This window comes from Flavobacterium flevense (assembly GCF_900142775.1).
Lineage (GTDB): Bacteria > Bacteroidota > Bacteroidia > Flavobacteriales > Flavobacteriaceae > Flavobacterium > Flavobacterium flevense.
On record NZ_FRCC01000014.1, the window covers coordinates 1 to 26,221 of the forward strand.

Annotated in this window: 18 protein-coding genes; 7 read left to right on the top strand and 11 right to left on the bottom strand. The window is 33.4% G+C overall.

What is annotated here, in order from left to right; translation table 11 throughout:
* The 6 genes from BUB89_RS16430 to BUB89_RS16455 form a co-directional block, all read right to left on the bottom strand.
* A partial coding sequence (locus BUB89_RS16430; RefSeq protein ID WP_073247065.1) for an outer membrane beta-barrel protein occupies positions 1-2,210 on the bottom strand: 2,210 nt, incomplete at its 3' end.
* Positions 2,211-2,570: 360 nt separating this feature from the next.
* Complete coding sequence (locus tag BUB89_RS16435) at positions 2,571-3,557, bottom strand: glycoside hydrolase family 43 protein (RefSeq protein ID WP_159434586.1); 987 nt, start codon at positions 3,555-3,557, stop codon at positions 2,571-2,573.
* Positions 3,558-3,658: 101 nt separating this feature from the next.
* On the bottom strand, positions 3,659-5,095 hold the full coding sequence (locus tag BUB89_RS16440) for a glycoside hydrolase family 27 protein (protein ID WP_083552928.1): 1,437 nt from the start codon (positions 5,093-5,095) through the stop codon (positions 3,659-3,661).
* Between the two features lie 16 nt (positions 5,096-5,111).
* A complete protein-coding gene (locus BUB89_RS16445; protein WP_073247067.1) occupies positions 5,112-6,596 on the bottom strand; it encodes an arylsulfatase in 1,485 nt (494 codons plus the stop codon).
* A 111-nt stretch (positions 6,597-6,707) separates the two neighbouring features.
* Positions 6,708-8,090 carry a glycoside hydrolase family protein gene (locus BUB89_RS16450; RefSeq protein WP_073247070.1) on the bottom strand — a complete coding sequence of 461 codons (1,383 nt, stop codon included), beginning with the start codon at positions 8,088-8,090 and terminating at the stop codon, positions 6,708-6,710.
* Complete coding sequence (locus tag BUB89_RS16455) at positions 8,087-9,127, bottom strand: family 43 glycosylhydrolase (protein WP_073247072.1); 1,041 nt, start codon at positions 9,125-9,127, stop codon at positions 8,087-8,089. The genes BUB89_RS16450 and BUB89_RS16455 overlap by 4 nt, the downstream gene beginning before the upstream one ends.
* 199 nt (positions 9,128-9,326) lie before the next feature.
* Here BUB89_RS16455 and BUB89_RS16460 point away from each other — a divergent pair, with 199 nt between their 5' ends.
* The 7 genes from BUB89_RS16460 to BUB89_RS16490 all read left to right on the top strand — a co-directional run bounded on the left by BUB89_RS16460 (position 9,327) and on the right by BUB89_RS16490 (position 20,008).
* On the top strand, positions 9,327-10,829 hold the full coding sequence (locus BUB89_RS16460; RefSeq protein WP_073247074.1) for a sulfatase family protein: 1,503 nt from the start codon (positions 9,327-9,329) through the stop codon (positions 10,827-10,829).
* A 2-nt stretch (positions 10,830-10,831) separates the two neighbouring features.
* Entirely contained in the window at positions 10,832-11,812 is a 981-nt protein-coding gene (locus BUB89_RS16465; RefSeq protein ID WP_141384505.1) for a DUF5107 domain-containing protein, read from the top strand.
* Between the two features lie 3 nt (positions 11,813-11,815).
* Positions 11,816-13,297 carry a family 43 glycosylhydrolase gene (locus tag BUB89_RS16470; RefSeq protein ID WP_083552905.1) on the top strand — a complete coding sequence of 494 codons (1,482 nt, stop codon included), beginning with the start codon at positions 11,816-11,818 and terminating at the stop codon, positions 13,295-13,297.
* 21 nt (positions 13,298-13,318) lie between these two features.
* Positions 13,319-14,770: a family 43 glycosylhydrolase gene (locus tag BUB89_RS16475; protein WP_083552908.1), complete on the top strand. Its 1,452-nt coding sequence runs from the start codon at positions 13,319-13,321 to the stop codon at positions 14,768-14,770.
* 198 nt (positions 14,771-14,968) lie between these two features.
* Positions 14,969-18,427, top strand: a complete 3,459-nt coding sequence (locus BUB89_RS16480) for a carbohydrate-binding protein (RefSeq protein WP_073247083.1) — start codon at positions 14,969-14,971, stop codon at positions 18,425-18,427.
* Positions 18,428-18,437: 10 nt separating this feature from the next.
* On the top strand, positions 18,438-19,127 hold the full coding sequence (locus BUB89_RS16485) for a fibronectin type III domain-containing protein (protein ID WP_073247085.1): 690 nt from the start codon (positions 18,438-18,440) through the stop codon (positions 19,125-19,127).
* A gap of 242 nt (positions 19,128-19,369) precedes the next feature.
* A complete protein-coding gene (locus BUB89_RS16490; protein WP_234982685.1) occupies positions 19,370-20,008 on the top strand; it encodes a 3-keto-disaccharide hydrolase in 639 nt (212 codons plus the stop codon).
* Here BUB89_RS16490 and BUB89_RS16495 read toward each other — a convergent pair.
* The 5 genes from BUB89_RS16495 to BUB89_RS16515 all read right to left on the bottom strand — a co-directional run bounded on the left by BUB89_RS16495 (position 19,995) and on the right by BUB89_RS16515 (position 26,217).
* Entirely contained in the window at positions 19,995-20,795 is an 801-nt protein-coding gene (locus tag BUB89_RS16495; protein WP_159434587.1) for a 3-keto-disaccharide hydrolase, read from the bottom strand. The genes BUB89_RS16490 and BUB89_RS16495 overlap by 14 nt on opposite strands.
* Before the next feature lie 13 nt (positions 20,796-20,808).
* Positions 20,809-22,437, bottom strand: coding sequence for a glycoside hydrolase family 43 protein (locus BUB89_RS16500; RefSeq protein ID WP_073247089.1), 1,629 nt, complete (start codon positions 22,435-22,437; stop codon positions 20,809-20,811).
* 115 nt (positions 22,438-22,552) lie between these two features.
* Entirely contained in the window at positions 22,553-23,527 is a 975-nt protein-coding gene (locus BUB89_RS16505; protein ID WP_073247091.1) for a hypothetical protein, read from the bottom strand.
* Between the two features lie 28 nt (positions 23,528-23,555).
* Complete coding sequence (locus tag BUB89_RS16510) at positions 23,556-24,647, bottom strand: hypothetical protein (protein WP_073247162.1); 1,092 nt, start codon at positions 24,645-24,647, stop codon at positions 23,556-23,558.
* Between the two features lie 31 nt (positions 24,648-24,678).
* Positions 24,679-26,217: a family 43 glycosylhydrolase gene (locus tag BUB89_RS16515; RefSeq protein ID WP_073247093.1), complete on the bottom strand. Its 1,539-nt coding sequence runs from the start codon at positions 26,215-26,217 to the stop codon at positions 24,679-24,681.
* Positions 26,218-26,221 lie beyond the last annotated feature (4 nt).

The window sequence follows — 26,221 nt, forward strand, 5'->3', positions numbered from 1 at the left end:
TGTGCTGTGATTTTTTCTGACAAATAATTCAATGTAAATTGCATAGATGCAGTCTCTGAAAAATTATAGGTACTGTTGGCATTTATCGAATATTGAGTCGCGTTTGAATTAATTGGTTTTCCGTCAAAACTACCTTTGATATTAAAATTATAAATATTGGCTCCAATAAAATTAGTCCATTTCTCAGTAGGTTTGAATTGAGTTCCTAATTCAAGACCTACCGCTCTTCCTCTTCCCACATTTGTATAAATACGATCTAAAATAGTATCATTAAGTACTCCTGAACTATCATAAGATAAAGTGTTGACACGGTTAATTAAATTTTGGACATCTCTGTAATAGGCAGTTGCAAAAACGGAATTTCCGCCTTTAAAATTTTTGCTTATTCCTAATTCTAGTAAATCAGTAAACTCCGGTAATAAATTTTTATCGCCCTGTTCAAAAGTTTCAGAGTGCTCTCTTTCTTTAAATGGATTCATTTTATAGGTTGGAGCACGATCTACTCTTTTACTATAAGCTGCTTTTATTTTTACATTATTATCCAATGTATATTGAGCCGAAGCAGAAGGGAATAATTTTACATAATCATATTCTAAATTTTCGGCTGGCAAATCAAATCCTTTTAAATAAAAATCACGATTCATCGATTCCAAACGTAATCCTGCTGCATATTCCCACTTATTCTTACTTCCGTTCAATTGTAAATAACCCGAATGTATCAAACGATCTAAATTTACAATACTGGTAAATTCAGGAACAATTTCATACATGTTTGTAACATTATTACGCCTTTCATAAATAAAATTTCCGTTGTGAACTAATTTTCTAAATTGATAACCTGTTTCTAACTTTCCAAATGAAAAAGGTTTAAATTCATAATCTAATTGCACTCGGGTTCCATACAGTGGATTATCATTCGTATTGTACTCATCCTGATAGACAATTGAAGGATCATTATAACCTAGATTAAGATTAGTAGTTGGACCTCCTAATAAGGTGTACTCATATAAAACCGAAGAAATTAACTTGGATTTATTGTTAAATGTATGTGTATAATCAAAACTTCCTAAAGCAAAATCACCATCACGAATTCGCAAATTCTCGTTGTAATAATCAAAAGTCTTGATGGTGGTTTCATCGGTCAAAGAAGTAGTTTTATTATTATAATAGATATCTGCTGTTCTCTCGTTTTTGCGTTTTCCTGCATAGAAACCTACAGAAAAATTGTTAGCGGTATTAGGTGTATAATCCAATGTAAAACGACCACTATAATTTAATTCGTCAGTACTACGTTCACCATCTGATGGAAATTGTGTTTTATAATTTTGTAGCTGATTAATAGTAAATACATCGCCTTCTCTACGTCCTGTAATATCATTGCGAGAATAACTCCCACCTAGAGAAATATCCCATTTGTCTTTTTTTATATTATAAGTACCATCAATACCATATCTATGAACAGGATCTACATTATCATAATCTTCTATTGAAGGCACTCCTGCTTTGATATTTAATTGTGCAAAGGAACCATTAGTTGCCCCTTTCTTGGTTATAATATTCAAGATTCCTGCTTTACCATCAGGATCATATTTTGCTGATGGAGCCGTAACTACCTCCACACGTTCGATGGCATTAGCGGGCAATTGTCCTAGGATAGTAGCTATACTTCCCTGAGTAGGCTTACCATTTAACAAAACTACAAATCCTGAACTCCCTCTAACACTAATCTCTCCCTGTCCATCAATAGCAATCGATGGTAAATTTTTTAAAACATCTGTAGCAGTTCCACCTTGAGCATTTTGAAAAGATTTAGTATCATAGACTTGTCTGTCAATTTTATTTACAACTGTACTCTTTTGCGCCTTTATAACAACATCGCTTAATTGATTTTCTCCAGAAATTAATTTGATCGTCCCAAGGTTCACAACAGAATTTCTATTTTTAACAACGACACCTTTGATTATTTTTTTTTCAAAACCAATAAAGGAAACCTCAAGATAATAATTCCCACCCCTTACATTTCGTATTGCAAAACTTCCCGTAGCATCTGTAACTACACCAGCTACTAACGACTGATTGTTAACTGAAAACAAAGTAACTGTAGCATATTCTAACGGAAAATCCCCATCAACTACTTTTCCCTTCACTTGACCAAATAAAGAAGCGGTTATTAAAAAAATAACCATAAAAACAATTTTATTCAATTTCATTTCTTTTTTAAAATAAATATATATAAACCATCTAACTAACTTATCAAAAGTTATTATTTAAATTTTATTAATCTAAACTATTTTAATTCATAACTCACAATAAGTAAAAATATTAGTATATTTTTTCAATTCAGTATTCTTTCTAAGCATCGTATTTTAGTGTTACTTTTAAGTAAACACACAACATTACAATAATAATAAAAACACAATAAGCACTCTCGTTTAAAATATCAAGACAATTGTCTTTCATTTAAATAAAATAAAAAACTTTTACATTCATTACACTTAAATATCCGAAATTATATTGATAAACACAGATTGACATATAGTCTCCTTATTTATTTGTAGCTTTAACTTTCTTTAATTAACTAATTTGCTTAATTCCAAATAATCGAGATTATCAATTAATTCATAAAGTTTAGTTCGTTCATTTTCTCCATTATTTGGTTGGTGTAAAGTAATCATCAATTTCCCTTCGAAAGTTTTAAAAATCATACCGTGTCCTCCATTTTCTTCAAAAATAAGCTTATCAATTTGTTTCCAAGGTCCTTTAATTGATCCTGTTTCGGAGATAGCTTGCCCCAAACTATAGCCTTTATCACCAAAACTAGACCAAATCATTAGTAACTTACCTGTTTTAGTTCTATACATAAAACCCCCATCTGTAACATAACCATGGTATTTGAAACCTGTTGAAGACAAACTTTTAACCCATTTTGCATCTGTTGCATGAAAGAGGCTCTTAGGTTTCCCTACAGTTCCTGATAAATCTTTTTTCAATTGAATTAATTCCATTGTACCATCCTGAATTTGTGCCCATTCATGACAAAAAATCATATAAGGTTTTTTGTTTTCTACCCATAATGTACCATCTAAACTCATCCAATCAACCGGAGTAGTTGACTGATTTCGGAATGATTTAAAAATACCTAATGGTGAGTCCGACACTAAAATTTGGGTGCCTCTTTGATATTGTTTTGGTTTATTATTTGACTTTATTTGCATTTCATCCCCAGTAAAGGTTACAAATAAATAGTACTTACCTTTGTAATGATGCATCTCGGGAGCCCAAATCATTCTTTTTCCCCAGTGCTCTTTTGGCGCAGCAAAAACAGTAGTAGGACCTGACCACATTTTTAAATCTTTACTTTTATAAACTTCTACTCCTTTTATCGTATCATTATCAACTAATCTATTTCCTGTTTGAACATACAAAAAGTAGGTTTTGGATTTTTCGTCTGCAAAAATATAAGGATCTCTAACTCTAATATCTTCCAGTTTTTTTAATTGTGCATTCGAAGAAGTAACTACTACAAATAGCATTACAATTTTAAGATATATTTTCATAGACATAATAATTTACAGAAAACCCATTAAAAAATTTTGATAGCCTCAAAAATTAATTAATGGGTTCAAAATGAAATAATAACCTAACTAACCTATTAAAATTATTCCTTAATCCTTGTCAATCTAAACATTTTGGCTCCATGACTTTGAATTACCGAAGTAAGTTCTTTACTCACGACTCCTAACTCTTTTTTATCCCATAAATCACGAACTTTATATTCATCCCTCAAAGATTCTAATTCTAAATTAAATTTCACAGGACGCTCTTTATCACTTAAGTTGAAAAGAGCCGCAAATTTATCTCCAGTCTTAGGATCCGTTGCAATCCACACTGCTTGACCGTTTTGTTTCATAACTTGTCGGTTATCGATACTATGTTGGTTAACATATAAAATTTCTTCATTTTTAAGAAACTTCATTGTGCTTTCCGGAGTAGTCAACAAGTCTCCTCCCATCATCAATGGAGATTTTGCAATACTCCACAAACTCATTAGTGTATAATGTTCAGGTACAGTAAACTTTGACATTCTTTCTTTACCATGTGGACGATCTTGAAGTGAAATACGTCCAAACGGAATCATATCAGCATCTGGCCAATGACCTTCACCAATAAATGGAGACCAAGCATTTAATAAATCAAAATTATGTTCTAAAGACTCCCAATCATCCCAAAAATCAGCAGAGACACGCCACATGTTAGCATTTTTAACCAAATGACTTGCTCTAGATAATGGTGCTTCACCACATGATAAACTTAATACCATTGGTCTTCCGCATTGATCAATTGCTTTACGTATCATTTCAATCTCGCCATCATGATAAGGAGGAAACATGGTGTCATCAGCTTTAATGAAATCTACTCCCCATTCTGCATACAATTTAAAAATAGAATTGTAGTATTCTTGTGCACCTTCTTTTGAAGCATCAACTCCAAACATATGATTGCACCAGTTACAGGTATCAAAAGGCTCAGCAATGTCTTTTGCTGTTGCTTTACTTCCCATAATGGGCGTTGCATTGTGTGCTGCAACTCTGTGAATACCTCGCATAATATGAATACCAAATTTCATCCCTTTTGAATGAACATAATCTGCAATAGGCTTAAAACCTTTTCCATTTGCTGCAGAAGGAAATCGCTCTACAGAGGGTAACAACCTTCCGTATTCATCCATAGTAGTATATTCAGGATGCAAAGGGCTTCCATCTTCGTTGTAACGAATATCTGGATGTCCTTTTCTTCGAGGCGTATCCCAATTTCCAGGTTCCGGATGCCACCAGATGTAATCAATCACTGCGTATTCCCATCCATATTGCAAGAGATTATCTGCCATATAATCTACGGTAGCCTTGAATTCTTTTTCATTGATTCGACAATCATAAGCATCAAAACTATTCCATCCCATAGGAGGTGTAGCCGCTAATTTAGAAACTACTTTTTCATTTTCAGAATTCGTATTCGTTTTAGAATTTTTATCTTTTGTTCCACAGCTAAAAAAGACAAATGATAAAGCCAATGCTGCTATTTTTATATTTTTCATCGTTAAAATTTTATAATTATTTAAATCGTGTTTCTGTATTTCCATCATTAGAAAACAATGAAATCAAGGGATGCTCAGCATGAGCCGACTTCATCATTTTACTTAACTCTTTTACTTTATCAGGATATTGTGCAATAATGTTATTCTTCTCTGATGGGTCTTCATTTATATTATACAATTCTTCTACCACCTTAGCTGGATTGCCTTTCACATTCAATCTTATTAACTTCCAATCTCCTACTCTAATTGCTTGTTTACCTCCTAATTCATAAAAAGCCCAATACAAGTAATCATGTTTTTTTTGCTCTTTATCCTTACCTAAAAGAGTTGGCAAAAAGGAGATTCCATCGATATTCTCTGGTGTTTTAGCTGCAGCTATATCAGCAAATGTTGGTAAAAAATCCCAAGTTGCTACCGGATTGTTTGCTGTTGACCCTGCTTTAATTTTTGCTGGCCACTTAACAATTAAAGGAACTCGTATTCCTCCTTCATATAAATCGCGTTTACTTCCTCTATAAATTCCGTTACTATCAAAAAATGCTTCGCTATGACCTCCTTCATTATGAGGCCCATTATCACTCACAAAAACAATAATCGTATTCTCTGCAATTCCTAATTGTTTTAATTTAGCTTCTATTTTAGCTACACTATTATCTATAATTTTTATAGCCGAAGCAAAACCTTTTTCAGGATTAGACCAATCTTTGTTAGCAAATTCGCCATAGCTTGGCACTTCCATCCCATCGCCTGTAAAATATCCTGCTTCATTATTAGCATGCGGCATATTCAAACAATAATACATAAAGAATGGATTCTTGGCATTTTCCTCCATAAACTTCATAGCATCATCTTCTAATTTGTCTATTGAATAGGTTTCTTTAACCTTGGCTATACCAGCTCCTTCCTTCATGCCTTTTTCATATTTATAAGACCCATCCGTAACATTTCCTTTTAAGGTTTCTTTTACACCATCTCTATATAAAAATTCTGGATAAAAATTATGGGCATGCCACATGTTTACATAACCATAAGCATGTTCAAAACCATTTCTTGCTGGATCATTTGGTTTAGGATCATTACCTACACCCCATTTTCCAATAACAGCACTTTTATATCCTTTTGCATTCAACATTTCAGAAATGGTAATCTCACTATCTTCTAATAATTGCCCTTCTGGACTGTTTCCACGAACTGAAGAATGTCCTGTGTGTTTACCTGTTAACAAGGAAGCTCTAGATGGTCCACAAACTGTTGAACCAGCATAATGTTGTGTAAAAAGCATCCCTTCTGAAGCAAGCTTATCTATATTAGGTGTTTTTAATGTTTTTTGTCCATAACACCCTAAATCGCCATACCCCATATCATCAACATAAATAAATACGATATTTGGTTTTTGACTTTGATCCTCTTGTAAAGATTTTTCTGTTTTTGAAGCGTTTTTACAGCCTAAACTTAGGAATGCAAAAACAAATACGCATCCAATAAAATAGTGGTTTTTCATAATTCTATATTGTATTTTTTTTCAAATTTATCACATCCACCTATTTTTGAGCATCTCATTTGTTCATTATTATTGCTCTTTTGTCTCAAAATAAAACAATAATCTCTCTTTTTATTTGACTACAATAGAAGAGGACGTTTTTTTATCTACAATTAAAAATTCATCAGTCGTTAATACTTTATTTCCATTCAGTTTTAAATTCTCAAAAGTGAAATTAAAAACAGGATGATTTTCATCATGTCCCATAAGTAAACTTGGTATTTTTTGTTGACCGTAATAATCAATATTCTTAAATATAAAATTAGAGATAGAACCTTTTTCTGGATTCCAATTAGCCCATCTATTAGGACGAGTAATTATATGAAACATTCGCCAATACGAATTATCGATTCTTATACCTTCAATATGAAAATTACTAATATCAGCTTTCGAACCATGAACAGCACAAAACACAGCTAAATTTTCGTTGTCCCAATGATGCTCCACTCTTATAATATCAATATCATAAACTTTTACATTCCCAAAATCCTTACTTCCATTCCAACTAATCATAAATGGCGCACCATTTTCTAATTGCCAAATCGTACATTTTTTAACGATTGTGTTACTATTATAAAGCTTAATTGCATCATCATTCACTTTAAAAAAACAGTTTTCAATCAGAGTGTTTTCACCTGCAGAAATCCCATCAGTACTAAACCACCATCCCATCATTTTAATATTATCTAAATGATGACTGGAGCCTGTCAAAGAAATCATATATCGAGGCGCATGTACAATGGTAATTCCTTCAATCTTAATTTCTTTAGAATCTTTGAGGGTTATCATATGGTTATGTGTTCTTGGATTATAATCTTCTCCCGATAAAATCCCCCTTCCTCTTATGGTTATATTCTCTGCGTTTTCGGCAAAAAACTGTCCTTTTACATAAGCACCTCCTGCAATATAAACGGTTGTATTGGATGGAATAACAAACTTATCACCAATTTCATGATAGCCTGGTTCAAAGTAAATCACATTAGAATCTGTTTTGTTAGGAACAGCAACTTCTAAAGGGTTTGCAAATAAAAGCAGTGGATGTTTAATAAAAATACCCGATTCAAATTCTATAGAATATTGTCCCGCTTTTGAAATTTCGAATTCAATGGTATGTTTATTTATTATCTCCACATTAATGTTTTCTTTTCTAGGCAATACTTGTGCAAAACGTACTTTCTCTTGCAACATTGTAACCCTAACTTTTACCTTTCCTTCAAAAGAAAAACTAGACCAAGAAGTAGATTTTGAATTATTAGTCACATGCATTGCATCCATCCCATAAACAAAACTTTCTTTGACCACATCCTTCTGAATCAACGCTATTTTATAATGCGGAGATAAGAAAGCAAATTCATTTTCAGCAACAGTTTTTAATGGAGTCCCATAAGTAACAATCTGTGCATAAGACACTAAACTACACAAAAGGGCAATAATAATATTTATTTTTCGAATCATTTTATAACAACTTTTTGATGTTTATTTTTAGCAGCAGGAACATAAACTTTATCCCCATTAATTTCAACAGGTTCAATACACAAATAAGGCTCTGAATATTTTTCAGAACTATGATAAGCATTAAAGTAATGATTGTTTTTACCTAAAAAAAGTTGGTTACTAAAAACAACTTGTGTTGGTGGCGCAAAACCATGTGGAACTGGGTACTTATTTTTAACTACCTCATCAGCTTCTGCTTCCAAAAAGCTATACAACGGATTAGCATCATCCCATTTCCATGGTCCAAGAGGATGTGTTGCTGTCATATGATAAACTTTTACTTCATAACCTCCATAAAACTGTGAAAATAATATATGATAAACAGCTCCTACTTTTGTCACTTGAGGAGCATCTAAATACTTATAATTCTTACCTAAAGTCTCTGGCCCCAACAACTCTTTGGGCTCCGTTTTTAGAATTGCTTTCTCTAAATCTATTTGAGCTATATAAATACGAGCATCCATATCGTATAGTAAGTATATTTCATCTTCATTTTTACCAACCACTAAACTACCATGATTGCCAAGAACAATTGGTTTTTCTGTATTTACAACTTTAAACTCTTCATTTAAATTAGCATTAACTGCAATTCCAAAACCTAATTTTTGATACGGATTTACCGCATTATTACGATTGTTAAAAGTAAAATAATATTTGCTTTTTATTTTCACTATTTCAGGTGCAAACCAACCGTCTTTATACCATGCTTTTTCAGGAATATCCTTTACATTTATAAGTCTCGTTTCTTTTTTCCAATGATTAAGTTTTTTACTTTGGTATAAACTAGGACCCAAATACTCTTTGAGTGGGTCGTTATATTCTGTACCTACCAAATAATAATTCTCATCCTCAGAAAAGACAAAAAAATCCTTCATGCCATACTTATTGATTCCTTCACGAATAGGATTAGTCCAAGTAAAAAATGTTTCTTTTTTTTGAACCGAATTGCAGCTAAAAAAGAATAAAAATAAAAGTGGTTTTAAAAAATAGTTTTTCATTGGAAAGCTTTTAAACAAATAGACTAAAAACTACAAAAACGGTCTTGCTCAATAAATCATACTATTTGTCAAAACGAACTTTTATTATCTAAATCAACCTATTTCTCTAAGCTATTTACAAAAAAACCAAAACAATAACCATATAAGCAATTAAAAAAAAGAATCAACCAATAAATTTGTTGTAATAAAATTACCCTAGATGAAAACTATTTTTAAAATTGCAATTATTTTATTTACGGGATGCTCATTATTAGCCAATCCTATAAAAAATAATAAAAAGAAAGACTCTTTAAAAAAACCAAATATTTTATGGATTTATGTAGAAGATTTGAATCCAATATTAAGTTGTTATGGCGAAAAAATAAATCCAACACCAAATTTGGACAAGTTGGCAGAAAATGGGGTTTTGTTCAACAAGGCTTTTGCAGCTGCTCCAGTTTGTTCCGCTTCTAGATCAGCCAATATTACGGGAACAATGCCAACCACATTTGGTATTCACAACCATCATTCTTCAAGAACTGTGGAAGATGCCATTTTTTTACCCGATGGCGTAAAAACTATACCAGAAGTATTCAAAGAAAATGGATATTACACTTTCAGCCACGGTAAAGACGATTACAATTTTATCTACAATCGTAAAAAACTATACAATGATGAACTTGGTATCGATTTTTATTACACCTTAACCGGAACAGGAGATTGGCTTAGTCCTTTATCCAAAAACCAGCCCTTTTTTGGACAAATTCAATTAGAAGGAGGCAAATTAGGATTAGTACAAGTATATCCAAAAACCAAAGAAAAAATTACTCCAATTGATCGAAATTTAGTTCCTCTTCCTCCATATTATCCAAATGTCCCAACCTTGCACGAGGATATCTGTAGACAATATGATGCAGCTAGGGCAACCGATGTGGAAGTAAAAGAAATATTAGATAAACTCAAAGATAAAGGACTATTGAACAATACCTATGTATTTTTCTTTTCAGACCACGGTTATGATGGCTATAGACACAAACAATTTTTATATGATGGCGGACTTCACATTCCATTAATCGTTGGATATTTTGGTGATGATTCCCAAATAAAAAAACAAAGTAAACGCACTGATTTAGTTAGCGGAATTGACATTGGAACTACGTCTTTAGCCTTAGCAGAAATACCAATTCCTTCTTATATGGAAGGAAAAAATATCTTTGCTCCCAATTTCAAAAGAGACCATATTGTAGCAACACGAGACCGTTGCGATTTTACTATTGATAGAATACGAGCCATACGAACTGATAAATTCAAATATATAAAAAATTACATGCCCAATCGTTCCTATACTCAACCCACTTATCGAGATAAAAGAATTGAATATGTGGATACCAAAAAAATGTTTGAAGCTGGAAAACTTAATGAAATTCAGGCAAAATACTGGCTTCCAACTAAACCCGAAGAAGAACTCTTCGATTTAGAAAATGATCCTTTCGAAATCAACAATTTAGCCAGTAACCCTAAATACCGTAAACAACTAGAACAACATAGAACATTATTGGCTAATTGGTCTAAAAAATACGGAGATAAAGGAGAAGAACCCCAAAATATTTATTCGCTAAAATTTATGTATGAAAGATGGGGAGAACGCTGTGTTAATGAAGAATATGATGTAATCAAGAATATGAAAGTAAAAAACAAACCTCAAGTAAGTATAAAAAATTAAAAATGAAAAGACTCATTTTAACACTTATAACATTCATTTTAGTGACAGGTTTGTGTTTTTCACAAGTTACAATAAAAACTGTGGAAGCATTTGGTTATAAAAATTGTATTGAATTAAAAAATCCAAAAGTCAAAGTAATTTTAGACCCAAATGTTGGAGGTAGAATTTTATCCTATGAATTAGGAGGTAAAAATGTTCTATATGAAAATAGAGAATTGGATGGAAAAATTTGGGAAAAAGGAATGCCTAAATTTGAAGTCAGCGGTGGCCGATTTGATATTGGACCAGAAAAAACGGCTCCAGCTCGAGAAAGTTTTCATAACATGTGGAATGCAGAAATTACAGGCAAAAATTCGGCGAGACTTATCAGCCAAATAGACACTGTTGTTGGCGTTCAATTAATTCGTGACTTTATACTTTCGGATAATTCTTCCCATTTGCGGTGTATTCAACACATTAAAAATGTTTCAAAGAAAGTACAAAACTATGCCCACTGGAGCAGAACTTTTGCCAAAGGGGGAGGCATTTGTTTAGTACCTTTAAATCCGAACAGTAGATTGCCCAAAGGATATGCCATATATCCCTACAATTCTACTTATATCGATTATAATCCTCCAAAAGAAGATAATTTAAGAGTGCGAGAGGGTATATTAGAAATGATTGGAACTCCCAGCCAACCCAAATTTGTGATGGACAGTAATGCGGGCTGGTTAGCCTACAATTCGAAAGATGATTTGCTTTTTATAAAAAAATTTAAAGCAGCTGACAATAAAACCTATGGTGATGTTTTAAGTAATCAAGTTTCTATTTGGTACTACAAAGAGGAGAAATGCGAAATCGAACCTATTGGACCATTGGAAACTATTTTACCTGAAAAAACAGTAAGTTACACCGAAGATTGGTGGTTAATGGAACACAAATATCCTGAAAACAAAAAAATCAATCTAACCGAAATAAAAACAATTATTAACACGCTATATTAAAAAATGAAAAAAAAGTTTATAATTATTCTGATAGCTTTTGGGATATCAATAGTACACTCCCAAAACAAGAATACAAATACAAAACCATACCCTTACGCTAATCCCGTAATAAAAAACATGTACACTGCTGATGCATCACCTCACGTCATGCCAGACGGACGAGTTTGGATGGTTACTTCAGTAGATCATGAAGATGGTGGTGGTTATGCTACTATGCATTCTGTACATGCCTTTTCAACAGCGGATATGGTTACTTGGGTTGATCATGGCGAAATCATAGGATTAGCAGATCTAAACGAAACTCCTGGAGAAGATTGGGCCATCTGGGCTCCCGATTTTACTTATCGAAATGGCACTTACTATCTTTATTTCCCAATGCGTAATCTAAAAGCAAATGGTGAGATTGATCGCTATTGTGTAGTTGCAGAAAGTGATAGTATGCTAAAGCGTTTTAAAGTAACCAATGCAAGAATTCAAGGAGCAAACAGTGCATTAGACCCTTCCGTTTTTATAGATGATGATGGCACAGCCTATTTGTATTGGAATCAATTAAATATGGGAATCCTAAAAGATAACATGAGAGAATTAGACGGTCCTTCTTTCAAATTAAATATCGGCGCTACAAACTTTATGGAAGCAGCCTGGATGCACAAACGCAATGGTAAATACTATTTTAATTACCATACAAAATATAACAACAAAGTCTCTAAAGATAATCCTGAAGATCCCAATCGCCAAAAATCAAATCTGGATTATAGCATAGGTAATTCTCCCAAAGGACCTCTTACCTATCAAGGAACTTTAAATTTTGAACTGGGAGCAAATATTAAAAACGGACCAAAACTATCTGAAACCAATTTTGTCCCATGGAGATTAACCCAATCCAATCATGGTGGAGTTGTTGAATTTCATGGTCAAGAATACCTGTTTTATCATACTTCTGCCCTATCCTCTTGGAGACAAGAAGAATTTAAAGGACCAGGAACTTGGACACAGCGTTCGGTATGTGTTGATGAATTGAATTACAATCCGGATGGTACAATAATCCCTGTACAACAAACTGTGGAAGGAGTTAAAAAAGTAACTATAAATCAAGATTTCAGTATTCCTCTTAACCTTAAAAAAGCTATCGACAAACAACAAATAAATATCAAGGGCAAAAGTATTACCGCAAAAAACAATAGTTCTCTTTCCTTTAAAAATGTTGATTTAGGTACTGGTTATTATTACTTTGGAGTAAAAGTGCTTAAATCAGTCCAAAAAGGAAAAATTGAAATACGAAAAGACAATGCTAAGGGCTCCCTTTTAGGAACCATTCTTCTAAATGAAAATAGTTTAAAAACAAATAATGGAGTAGCCGAAACTTTTCTTAGAGAAGCTTATGGAATTCATAATATTGTTTTGGTATTTAAATCAAATGACAATGATGATATTAAAATTTCAGAACCCAATTTCTTTGCTGGTTCTCCTAAAAAAACAAAGTAACAAATAATACAATTACAAAAAATGATACCATTTACTAAAATTAGCCTATTGCAATTATGCTTTATAATTTCAATGGCCACTTATGCCCAAAAAAAGAATTCAAATACAAAAACTTATCCTTATGCTAATCCAGTAATTAAGCACATGTACACTGCTGATGCTTCTCCTCATGTGATGCCCGATGGACGTGTTTGGATGGTTACCTCAGTTGACCATGAAGATGGTGGTGGTTATTCTACTATGCATAGTTACCATACTTTTTCTTCCAAAGATATGGTCAACTGGACTGATCACGGAGAGATTTTAAACATTTATGATGTTATTGGAAAAAATGAAGAACCTCAAGGAGAAGACTGGGCACTTTGGGCACCAGATATGGTTTATTATGAAGGAAAATATTACCTGTACTTTCCTGTGCGTATTCTATATAAAGAAGGGGGATATGATGAAAAAAACAGAAAAACAATAGCATATACTGCCGTTGCTGTAAGCGATTCACCTGATAAAAAATTCAAAGTTATTAATCCAAAAATTGAAGGGACAAACGGAATTGACCCTGCGGTTTTTATTGATGATGATGGTCAGAAATACTTGTATTATGGAAGCCATATGGCCGCAAAACTAAAAGACAACATGACCGAATTAGACGGAAAACCTGTTACACTGGAAGTAGATGACGAGCGTTTTATGGAAGCCATTTGGATGAACAAAAAAGCAGGAAAATACTATATTTCTTATCATACACACTACGACAAACCTATTGATCCCGAGAATCCTGACGATTTATTTAGAAAAAAATCAAGATTAGATTATGGTGTGAGTGACAATCCTTTAGGCCCTTTTGAATACAAAGGAATTATGAATTATGAATTAGGTGTTAATGTTAACGATGGTCCTAAATACCCTGGAAAAAATTACGTTCCTTGGCGATTGTACCAATCTAACCATGGCGGAATCGTAGAATATCACGGAGAAGAATATCTATTTTACCACACTTCGGCTTTATCTTCTTGGAGACAAGATGATTTTAAAGATGCCGGTACTTGGACACAACGTTCCGTTTGTATTGATAAAATTGTGTATGATGAATCAGGTCAAATACGCCCTGTACAACAAACCTTATCAGGCGTACCTCCTGTTAGTATAAACCAACCTTTTGAAATTAATTTAGACGTAAAATCAAACAATATAAAAGATAATACTATTGAGTTTAAAAATATTGATTTAGGTTCTGGTTACTATTATGCAGGAATTAATATCAAAGGAATCATTACCCCAACTAAATGTGCTATACATTTAGACCAACCTAATGGAGAATTAATAGGTACTTTTATCATTAAAAAAGACGGTGTTAGCGAAACTTTATTAAGAAACGCCAATGGAAAACATAATGTTTATTTTGTTTTTGATAATAATTCCAGTCCAAATACAAAACTAATTTCAGCTAAAATATTTGCTGGTTCGCCAAAATAAAACAACTTTAATTTTAAAACTATTATGTATCAAAGGTTTAATTCTTAACGAATTAAACCTTTTTTTATTGAAATTAATAACACAAAAACAATATCACTTAAAATAGGAACTTTTGCGCTAATTAACAATAAGATAACATTCTAATTTTATAAATAAATATGAATTAACCAATCAATAAAAACCAAGTCTTATTAAATTATGAAAAAAATTTTACAATTATCATTTTTTCTTTTCACAGCTTCCATATTGGCACAAATCACCCACTATGATTGGCCAACCGGAACTAGTGAAGCCTTGTTGTCAGACAAATATCGCGTATTTGTAAAACATGGAACCGATCCCGAACAAGAAGTAGAGGTTTTGATGTCTACAGCCGACCCCAATGACCTTCAGTATGACCATCAGGGAAATGAACTTACAGGTAGAACCTTCTCGTACGCCTCCATTTCCTATAACAACATATCAAGTCCTGGGGTAACATTTAGAATTGTGAAAACTTTTGGAAATAACTCTTCAAAAGTTAAAATTTCGCCCAAAAGCTACAACATTACTCCAACTGTTGGAAGTAACGAAGTCTCTTTTACAATAAACAGTAATAATAAATACATTTCTGTTGATTTTGAAGACACTGCTAATGAAACCAGTACAAAAAAATGGATCAAACACATGTTAACCATTTTTGTAGATCCTCCAGAAACAGATAAGCCTAATCCTACTGATGCAGGAGTTGTGGTATACTCTAATGACTTATCTCCTACTGCATTAGAAAATGCAACAACAATTTATTTTGCTCCAGGTTATTATAATTTAAGAAATTATCAATTTGCTAGTACAGTAATCAATTCGGATGGTATCCTCTATTTAGATAATGGTAAAAAATTATACTTGGCTGGAGGTGCCTATGTAGATGGATTGATAAATAGAACCAATTATAACAATACCAATCAAAAAATTTATGGAAGAGGTGTTTTATCAGGAAGACTACACATATGGCAAGATGGTCAAGGGAACAAACCCTATGGACAAATTGTAATGTTAGGTAAGTCTGCGGAGGTAAATGGTATTCACATTGTAGACTCACCTCAGCATGGTATAGTATCACGAGAAGAAACAAAAGTTGAAAATTTAAAATTTTTGGGCTGGCATGCAAATAATGACGGTATTAGAATAGGTTCTGGTAGTGAGATAAAAAACAGTTTCATGCGCTGCGTTGATGATTTCTTTTATAACTATAATATTAATGTCCATGACTGTGTACTCTGGGCAGGTCACAATGGTGCAATTATGACTTACGGTTGGGCATCCATAGATACTGGATCTTCTATTGTTGAAAATATTGATATCATAAACCCTGAGTGGACCGGTCTTGGTAACAATAATGGTTTAATTGCGGCACAAGTAAATTTAGATTTTAACCCAATTGATTACGGAACAGGATCTACCACAACCACTTTCAAAAATATTAGAATCGAAGGATCAATCCCTGGTTTAACAAACATAAAGCCAAGATCAGAAGGCAACGGAGTTCCTGCCGCTGCACAAGTGGATATCGCAAACTTAGGATATTTAGGAGACGTTCAATTAGAAAATATTACAGTAGAAAGTCAATTTGCCAAAGGTAGAATAAGCGGACAATTAAATGCTACCACAACTGGAACTAATACTTATTTTGCAAAAAATATAAATTTCACCAATGTTACAATTGGTGGTGTAAAATTAACCAATCTCAACAGCAACCTTTATTTTGACATTGATGCAGCCACTACCCAAAATATCACTTTTGACATTGGAATTGCCCCTCCTGTTTCAGGTCTTCAGACAGAAACCTTTACAAGCACCACTTTAACCCCTCTTTCAAACACGGTGTATGCAACACAAGAAAGGGGAATAACTAAAACAGAACTTGAGGCTGTACTGACAGGAACAGGTAAATGGTTCGTAGCAAATCCTTCGGGAACAACTGCCAATGATTTTGAAGTAAAAAACACAGGTGGAAACCCTTCAGATTATTTAGCTAGAGTTGCTCCATCAGATTTTGCTAGAGGCGCTGCTTACGTCTACAACAACACCAATGGCGATGCTACAGGAATATTAGATATGTCTTTTGATTATTTCTGGAAATCTCCAATGACCTCAGATAGAATAGCTTTTAGAGTTTGGGGTGTAAAATCAACTATTTCTGATACCAATAAAGAATATTTTAGACTAACAGGTGGTAGCGGTACTAGTGGTGACAATTTTGCGGTGGGTTTTGAGAAAGGAACTGGAACTGGAAATGCTGACGTTGTGGAGCTATCTAGCAACTTGGCGTTGGGTATTTCAGAAAATTGGAAAACTGTTAATTACTCCATAAATGCAACTGATTACAAGTACATTGTGATCATGTTTGCTGGTGCATACGGTACTGGTCAAGGGCAAAATACAGGAGTTTTTGGGCTAGACAATGTAACTGTACCCGCAACTAACCCAGCAGCATATGACAATTATCCTTCAATACCATCTTTAATCCAGTCCGAAAATTATACTAGTGCGAGCGGTATAACCTCCGAATCTACTTCAGATACCAATGGTGGACAAAGTATTAATTTAGTTGATGCAAATAGCTCTATTGATTATGAAGTTTATGTAAAAAAATCGGAGGTATACAGAGTCAAATTTAGAGTTGCTTCGAATAGTGATGCCGCTTTTAATTTAAGTAGTAATGGGAATCTCCTAAAAACTATTAATATTGAAAACACTGGTGGTTTACAATCATGGAAAACAATTACTCTTGACCTGAATTTGACTAAAGGTCTACAAACACTTAAAATAAATGCAGCAATAGCGGTATTCAATATTAATTGGATAGAATTCTCAACCATTGATGATGATAAAGACGGTGTTGAAAATGAAATTGATGAGTGTGCAAACACACCCGAAGGTACTGTCGTAGATGAAAAAGGATGTCCAATATTCAAGCCTTCTTCATCAAACTTTTCAATTACTTCAGTGAGCGAAACATGTCCGAATAAAGCAAACGGAAAAATCACAATCGCTGCTACTGAAAATTACGACTACAAAACCACCATCAATGGAACATCATACCAGTTCACGTCAGCAACACCATTAACAGTTGCCAATTTAACACCAGGAAAATATGATTTTTGTATTACAATTGATAGTAAAAACTATTCACAATGCTATAGTGTCAACATTACTGCCGGAGTAACAATGTCTGCTAAAACTGTTATGAATTCATCTAAAGCTACCATAAATATTGAAGAAGGTACTGCACCTTTTAAAGTGTTTGTAAACGGTAATGAAATTTTAGAAACAATGAAAACATCATTTGATGTAGATATCGATCAAGGGGATTTAATTGAAATAAAATCTAATGTAGAATGTGAAGGAACTATCTCAAAAAGAATGGATCAATTTAATGAAATTTCAGCATATCCAAATCCTACTAAAGGACATTTTATAATTAATAATATGCCTTTTAACCTTGACAAAATTGTTATTGAGCTATATAACTCTAATTCCAAACTGATTTCAACAAAAAGCTATCCTGTAAATTACGGAAACGTTGAATTAAACATTGAAGATGTTCCATCGGGATTATATTTTGCAAAAGCAATACTAAATACTCCTGTATATTTCAAAATCATTAAAAATTAATCCTATTCTTATGAAAAAATATTTATATCTGTTAAAAATCAGTATTTTACTTACGGCTTGCGGAGGCTCTGGAGATGATGAGGTCAATGAACCTGTCACAAATAATGCGCCTAGCGTACCAATACAAGTTTATCCTGGAAATAATGTTTTATGCATAGACAATTCGGTAAATTTTAGCTGGAATCCAGCAATCGATTCTGAAAACGACCCTATTTCTTATGTACTAGAAATATCCAAGAGCAATACATTCTCACCTTTAATTGAAACAAAAACAGTATCAACTACTTCTACAGTCATTTCATTAGAAAAAGGTGCTCTTTATTATTGGAGAGTTAAAGCAACAGATGTTGAAAATTCAAGCAATTTTAGCACCTCAAATAGTTTTTATACCGAAGGTAACGGAATTTCAAATCATATCCCTTTCGCTCCAGAACTGGTTTCACCAAGCATAAACACAACCATTAATGGAACAGTTACTGATTTAAATTGGACGGCTAGTGATTTAGATAATGATGCCCTAACTTATGATGTATATGTAGATACAGTTAATCCTCCTATCACAAAAAAAGGAGATAATATAACAGGTACAACCCAAACTGTAACTTTAGAACCTTCCAAAAAATACTATTGGAGAATCGTTGCAAAAGATGGTAAAGGTGGAATTACTAAGGGGCAAGTTTGGAGCTTTAAAACCAATTAATGTTTAAAAATATTTTATATTCATACATGAACCAATACTGCTAATTTAACTTAGCAGTATTGGTTTTTTATTTAAACCTTAACTCAAAAAATGATAGAAAAATGAATTATTATTTTCAAATATCCTTGCTACTTACAACAACAATAGCAATAGCACAACATAAGGTTATTATAACACCACCTGAAGTTTCACCTATGCCAATGAAACCAGAAATGACTGAAATTTAGCAACCTGAAGTCGTTGTGGTTACTCCCGCCAAAAACTTAGGTAATTCACCTTCGGACGCAATTATTTTATTTGATGGTAAAAATTTAGACCAATGGGTAAGTCAAAAAGACAGCAAAAAAAACGCTCCTTGGAAAATCGTAAACAACGATTATTTAGAAATAGTTCCTGAAACTGGAGGTATTCAAACTAAATTGCCGTTTGGAGATTGTCAATTGCATCTTGAATGGAGTGCTCCCGACGAAGTTATTGAAGGCGGTCAATGGCGTGGAAATAGTGGTGTCTTTTTTCAAAACAGGTATGAACTTCAAATCTTAGATTCCTATAACAACAGAACCTATAGCAATGGCCAAGCAGCTAGTATTTATAAAGAGCATCCACCATTAGTCAATGCTATGAAAAGTCCTTTAGAATGGAACAGCTATGATATCGTTTATACAGCACCTCGTTTTAAAACGAATGGCCTTATTGATACTCCGGCAAGAATAACGGTATTCCACAATGGCGTTTTAGTACAAAATAACACCACTATCAATGGGATGACAAATTATATAGGATTACACAATTACCCTTCGGCTCATGGAGAGGACATTCTTTCTTTACAAGAACATGGCTGTAAAACTCAATTTAGAAATATCTGGATTAGAAAGTTGTAATAAAAATATTTCGATAATACAATTCGGCACCTTCGGCCTGAATCAAAATTTTCCCAGAAGTCAAAGGCTCATAAATTCCATGTACTTCATTCCATTTTTGCATGTCTAATGCTTCATTCACCACATATCCATTTAAAGTATATTTAGCGTTGTTGCCTTTTACTTCTATTTCAAGTAGATTCCAATCATTTGGTTTCTCCCAATCATAAGACCTATGAAACCGTTGGAATTTTTCTTTGGGAGTACCTCTTGTAACCAATCCTCCATTAGGGTCATAATTACGAATCACATTGCTCACTTTTGAAGTTACTTTGGAACCAATAGCCCAAATATCGCCCGTATCCCCTTCTTGAATTTGACACTCGACACCATTTGGCCAAATAACATCAGGGCCAAACTGATGAAAAATTACTCCCGCATCACGAACAAAATTGTCTCGAGGAACAAATTTCTTAGTACCCCATTTGTATTCTAGTGTCAATTTATAATTGCTATACACTTCTTTGGTCAATAAACCTGCATAGGTCTGAGTAGAATTATGTTTTTGGGTGGGATATACGTGAATTGCCCCTTTTTCAATTGCAAATAAATCTTCTTTATCACCAATAAATGAGGAGTCTTTAACAACTAAATACCACGAATCTAAGTTTTTGCCATTGAACAGTGGTTTGCCCTTAACTGTATTTATATTATTAGATTCCTTAGTTTGATTCTTTAAAGTTGATTTACATCCTATAAAAACAAGAGTTGCTCCAAAAATCAGTACGTATTTATTAAATTTCATCATTATTAATTTTGTTTTAAGGTTTATACTCAAACCAGTCGAAACTGGCACTGTTCTTTGATTTAACACCATTACTAGAGGCATACATTCCTACATAAGCACCTATAAATCCGCCCGCAACACCCGATGACAATACACTTGCGTCTTGATCTTGACCAATTTGTATAAAATCAGTGTCATTTAATCCAAAATAAAAACGAAGCTTCATGTTTTCATTTTCAATTTTCAAAAAAACGGCATCATTTGTATAGGGCATATTAGCAATATGCTCTATGTTTTGAACTTTTCTATCTTTATTAAAAACCTTAATTAATTGAATTGAATTTTTAGATTTTAATAATTGATATTGATAATTTTCGTTTTGAAGCGCTACTAATCCTGCTACTTCATTTTCTTTTGAAGTTTTAAAATTCAATTTAGTAACGGTTTTACTTTTCAAATATTCAAATCTTCGTCCAATAAAAGAAGGGTTGTTTTTATCCGTAATTTTCTCTGGTCGAAGGGCTATTTCTAGTGTACCATTTTTCAATTGATACCATTTTTCAAGAGGAGTTCTAATAAAATTCCATTCAAAACCCAATTTATTGTCTAAAAATTCATCTATAACTTTTTTATCAAAAGGAGTCCAAGGCAAGTTTGGGCGCTTATCTTCTAGCATCACCTGTCCTTTTCCTTCATTAAAAATTGGAGTTGTTCCCTCAAATTTTACTGGAGTCAAAAATGTTTCACGACCCAAATAATAATTCCCATCAATAGGCCTACACGCCAACATGACCGACCACCAATCGCCGTTTTGAGTCTGAACTAAATCAGCATGTCCTACGGTAGTAACTGAAAAATCAATCCCTAAATGTCTATGAGTCAAAACTGGATTTACTTGAGTGGGCGTGTATGGACCAGTAACTTTATTGGCTTCAAAAGCAGTAATGGCATGATTGTTCCAAGTACCCCCTTCAGAAATCAACAACACATATTTATTATTAATTTTATAAATATGTGGGCCTTCGGCATATTTTGCATTGGTTGCGTGACCTGTTGTTAAAATAATGGGTTCTGTTTGTAACTTCCCTGTTTTTAAATCTATTTCACTAATATAAATTCGGTCTTGAGAATTCCATTGTTGAGGGCCTCCTATATCGTGTGTTGACCCAACATAATACGATTTTCCATCATCATCCCAAAAGATTGTTGGATCTATGCCATAGGATTTATCAACCCAAATTGGGTTTGACCAAGGTCCTTTTGGATCTTTGGCAGTGACATAAAAATTATCCCCACAACCGCACTCATTGATACACTGTTTGCAGGTTACGATTACATAAAACAAGCCTTCGTGATACCGAATTGTGGGTGCCCAAATCCCACCTCCATTACCTGGATTTTTCATCATCAATTGTTCTGGTCTATCTAAAACATTCCCAATTTGTTGCCAATTGACCAAATCTTTACTATGAAAAATAGGGATTCCTGGAAACATATTGAAAGAAGAATTTACCAAATAATAGTCCCCACCTACTCTAGTGATTGAGGGATCAGGATGAAAACCAGGAATAACTGGATTCTGAAAATTTTTTGGTTCTTCTTGAGCTTGCAGTGCAGAACCAAATAGGAAACAAAATATAATTTTTAGTATAACTTTTTTCATTTTACAAGTATTGGTAATTCTTCTAAACCCTTTTCAAAAGTGCAAGTCCGCTATTAACTAGAGAGTCGTTTCGTTTTGAATACAACACAAATCAGATGGCATAAATAGGGCTATTTTAGTGAGTAGTCGAATCACTTTTGGATATACAATTAACAAATTCTACTTTACTGTTCGTATTTCCTCTTATTTTTATACTTTCTTTTGAAATGCAATTCCCCTCTATTTTCAATATCGCATCATTTACCCCCTCTTTACCGGGACGACCAATAGTGTACATCGGGCTTTCTTTTTTACCCGGATTTACTTTTCTGGTAAAAGTTCCTTCAAATTTTAGATGCATCGTTTGGGATTTTTGCTCTTTTTTACCTGCCCAACCCACAATGCCATGATGATATCCTTCATCCTCATAATTATCTATAACAGTACAATTTTTGATGACACAAGTATGATTATCAGGTACCGAAGCACCCCAACTTACCATAAAAGGCGAACCATTTTTATTGTGAACAAAAGTGGTGTTTTCGACTAATTTACACTCTATCGTATAGAGCGCATCATCATAAACATCTATAAAACAATCCTTCACAACTGTTTTTCCTATTCCGCCGTGTATTCCATCGGTTGTGGTGGTATGACTGCCAGCTATTATATTACAACGCTCAACTATAACATTTCCAAATCCCCCATGGATATGAAATTTCATGGGTTTAGTAATTTTTAAATCATGTATGTAAACATCGGGATCTTTATCACATCGAATGGCTGAATAGGAACGTCCCTTAATTCCATCATCCGTTGGCCGACTACCATCTCCTTGGATAATTGATGTTTCGCGACTTTCACCGGCAAATTCTATTGGTCTAGTTCTTGTTGGCATATAGAAACTACCTGTTACGGTAACATTCTTTTTGATAATTACCTTATCCCAACTTTCAGGAACTTTGAATTTGGGTCCAATAATAGTATCCGCATTAAAATAAGCGATACCTTTTTTGACAGAAAGCTTTTGAGAATGTACATTTATTGAAAAAAGTATTGCTACAAAAAGTAACACCTTTATATCTAAACGACTTATAATAAATTTATTCATGACTTTTATTATTCCTTTGTTTACATCATTATTTTATACCACCCGTTATTTCCTTGGCCAATTTAAAGAATCCTTTTTTTCTATCTGAATTAATGCCCCAATCTGTTGGCATACTTTGATAACCTTCGTTAAAATCCGTTTCTCCTTTTTTTCTAAAATCAAAATACCCCCAAGAAACATAGTTTTGAATAGCTACTATGAAATTATTAGTCTCTTTATCAAAATTAAAATGATCGTCTTCATTGATAACAATTGGCATCGGTCGATAACTTGGCAATTGCTTCGTTTTATCAATTAACCCTTGTATTACAGCAGGTTTATCGGCTCCATTTCCGTGGATTAAAATAAAATCAGAAGCTTTTACAACATTATCGGTTGGAACCACTTTTCCGCTAAAACTTGTACTCACCAAATAGCGATAGCCTTTTTGTTTATTTTTCTTTACTCTATTAATTAATTCCACTATACGCTCAGGTGCAATGATGTCGTGGTCATATTCTTTTCCTAAATCACATTCATTGGCAATTTCTATAATCACATTTTTATAACCTTTTTTAAAAAGCCAATTGATTAGATTATCGGTAGCATTGATGATTCCTGCTTCATCTTTGATGTTTTGATCTTGACCAAAATAAAAAATTCCCAAAATAACAACCATTTGCAATTCATCGGCTTTCTTTAGAATTTTATCCAATCGATTCATATAAGGTTGCATCAGCGAACCATCCGGATTAAACCCGGGATTCAAACATTTTTTATTACCATATCCATAAGGGCTTCCTCCTTGCATATTGATGGTAAAAGAATTCATTCCATTTTCACGCCATAATGGCATCGCAGCAATAAACTCGTTATTGTTCCTTTCAGCATCCCATTTTTTGGTATCTGGATAAGCAAATTCACCAATATTATCCAGATTCAAATCATCGAAAATACCTTGAACCATTCTTGAATTGATTAACAAGCCTTCAATTTTATTTCCTTTCCAATAACGGCCTTCATAAGTGGGCTTTCCGTTTATATAAAATTGATTTTTTTTAATTTTAACTACTGTCTGAGCTTGTACATAACTAGTGCCTATTAACAAAAGTGCGTACATTAAAAAATGTTTAGTTTTCATACTTTTTAATTTAAAATTCATCTGTGTGTGTTTATAATCCTTGATATCTAAATGTTTCGAATAGTGCTTCTCCAGTTCCGTAGCTAAACAAAGAATACTTATAGCTGTCATGTGAACGTAAAGAACAATCAAATTTTGTCCAATTAGTCCCGTCTTCACTGTAAAACATGCTTATATCTTTTTGCCTATTTTTGATTTTTAGCCATACTGTTTTTTTGTTTTTCAAGGTGTAAATCGATTGTCTAAGTCTCCAATCTGGCCCTTCTGCCAGAGATACAGTTTCACCATCGGTTACAATTCCTTCGTAACCCATTCTTAAACCAGCTAAAGTTTTTTTGGAAGCGCCTTGGATTTTTACAGTAATCTCATAACTGTCGTTTGGAGCATAATTATAAATCTCGGATGCTGATCTGAAACTCTCACCCGAGGCTTTCATAATCAATTGTCCATTTCCGGATATAAAATTTTCCTTTTTTGCATTATCATAATACCATTGAATCCCTAGTGTTTTAGCATCGAAATTATCAGATAATGCTAAGCCATGACCTGTATTTTCTCCTTTAATTTTTTGAATTAAATCATCCGATTTAACGGCTTTCTTCTGGATTGGCCAACCGTCGTTAGTCCATTCAATTGGCATTAACAAACTAGGTCTTCCCATTTCTGTAAAATTATTTTTCCTTCCGTGAAAAATAGTCCACCAACTACCATCAGCCCCTTCAAAAACAGTTCCATGTCCTTGATGCCAGAATGCTTCCTCTTGGCTATAGGTATGCGTAAGGGGATTGTAAGGAGAGTTTTCCCAAGGTCCAAGAGGATGTTTTGCTCTAGCAACAATGCTCATGTGGGCAGTTGATGGCCCATTTGTGCCGCCTTGAGCAGAAACCATAAAATAATATCCTTCCTTGTAAAATAACTTAGGACTTTCTAAACATTTGCACTCCACTACCCATTCATTGGGATAATTCCAACCATCATATACCTTTTGAGGTTTGGATACTGCTTTCGTGCCTTCATTGTTTAAACGAACCACCCAACCGTGATTTAAGTATAAAAACTTCTCCCCTTTTGGTGTTTGGATAAATCCCGGATCAATTCCGGAATAATCCGAACCTGGAGATTCTATCTCTAAATTGATTGGATCTGACCATGGTCCTTCAGGATTTTTAGCTGTAATGACAAAATTCCCAAATACATTATCCTTTTTATTTGGATAGTCTTTTATGGGCATATAGACATGAAATTTGCCATCAAAATATTGCAAATCTATAGCCCAAACCGTATTGTATCCTTCGGGTAAGCGATGTCTAATTACTGGTTTCCAATTGACTAAATCTTTGGAATGCCAAATCACGACACCATTGGTTCTACTAAAGGCCACATAATAATCATCCTTAACTCTGACTAATGTGGGGTCCCCATAATTACCCGGAAATATAGGATTCTTGTATAAACCATTGTTTTTATCTGCTGAAATCTGACCTTCATTTATTGCATTTTCAATTGCTCCTTTTTGTGAAAAAAGAGAAATTGAAACCAGAAGTAATATTGCATTCAAAAGTTTTTCCATTTAT

Excerpts from the sequence above, each read along its gene's own strand:
- BUB89_RS16435 (WP_159434586.1), bottom strand. The coding sequence starts at position 3,557 with ATGAAAATATATCTTAAAATTGTAATGCTATTTGTAGTAGTTACTTCT.
- BUB89_RS16440 (WP_083552928.1), bottom strand. The coding sequence starts at position 5,095 with ATGAAAAATATAAAAATAGCAGCATTGGCTTTATCATTTGTCTTTTTT.
- BUB89_RS16445 (WP_073247067.1), bottom strand. The coding sequence starts at position 6,596 with ATGAAAAACCACTATTTTATTGGATGCGTATTTGTTTTTGCATTCCTA.
- BUB89_RS16450 (WP_073247070.1), bottom strand. The coding sequence starts at position 8,090 with ATGATTCGAAAAATAAATATTATTATTGCCCTTTTGTGTAGTTTAGTG.
- BUB89_RS16455 (WP_073247072.1), bottom strand. The coding sequence starts at position 9,127 with ATGAAAAACTATTTTTTAAAACCACTTTTATTTTTATTCTTTTTTAGC.
- BUB89_RS16460 (WP_073247074.1), top strand. The coding sequence starts at position 9,327 with ATGAAAACTATTTTTAAAATTGCAATTATTTTATTTACGGGATGCTCA.
- BUB89_RS16465 (WP_141384505.1), top strand. The coding sequence starts at position 10,832 with ATGAAAAGACTCATTTTAACACTTATAACATTCATTTTAGTGACAGGT.
- BUB89_RS16470 (WP_083552905.1), top strand. The coding sequence starts at position 11,816 with ATGAAAAAAAAGTTTATAATTATTCTGATAGCTTTTGGGATATCAATA.
- BUB89_RS16475 (WP_083552908.1), top strand. The coding sequence starts at position 13,319 with ATGATACCATTTACTAAAATTAGCCTATTGCAATTATGCTTTATAATT.
- BUB89_RS16480 (WP_073247083.1), top strand. The coding sequence starts at position 14,969 with ATGAAAAAAATTTTACAATTATCATTTTTTCTTTTCACAGCTTCCATA.
- BUB89_RS16485 (WP_073247085.1), top strand. The coding sequence starts at position 18,438 with ATGAAAAAATATTTATATCTGTTAAAAATCAGTATTTTACTTACGGCT.
- BUB89_RS16495 (WP_159434587.1), bottom strand. The coding sequence starts at position 20,795 with ATGATGAAATTTAATAAATACGTACTGATTTTTGGAGCAACTCTTGTT.
- BUB89_RS16500 (WP_073247089.1), bottom strand. The coding sequence starts at position 22,437 with ATGAAAAAAGTTATACTAAAAATTATATTTTGTTTCCTATTTGGTTCT.
- BUB89_RS16505 (WP_073247091.1), bottom strand. The coding sequence starts at position 23,527 with ATGAATAAATTTATTATAAGTCGTTTAGATATAAAGGTGTTACTTTTT.
- BUB89_RS16510 (WP_073247162.1), bottom strand. The coding sequence starts at position 24,647 with ATGAAAACTAAACATTTTTTAATGTACGCACTTTTGTTAATAGGCACT.
- BUB89_RS16515 (WP_073247093.1), bottom strand. The coding sequence starts at position 26,217 with ATGGAAAAACTTTTGAATGCAATATTACTTCTGGTTTCAATTTCTCTT.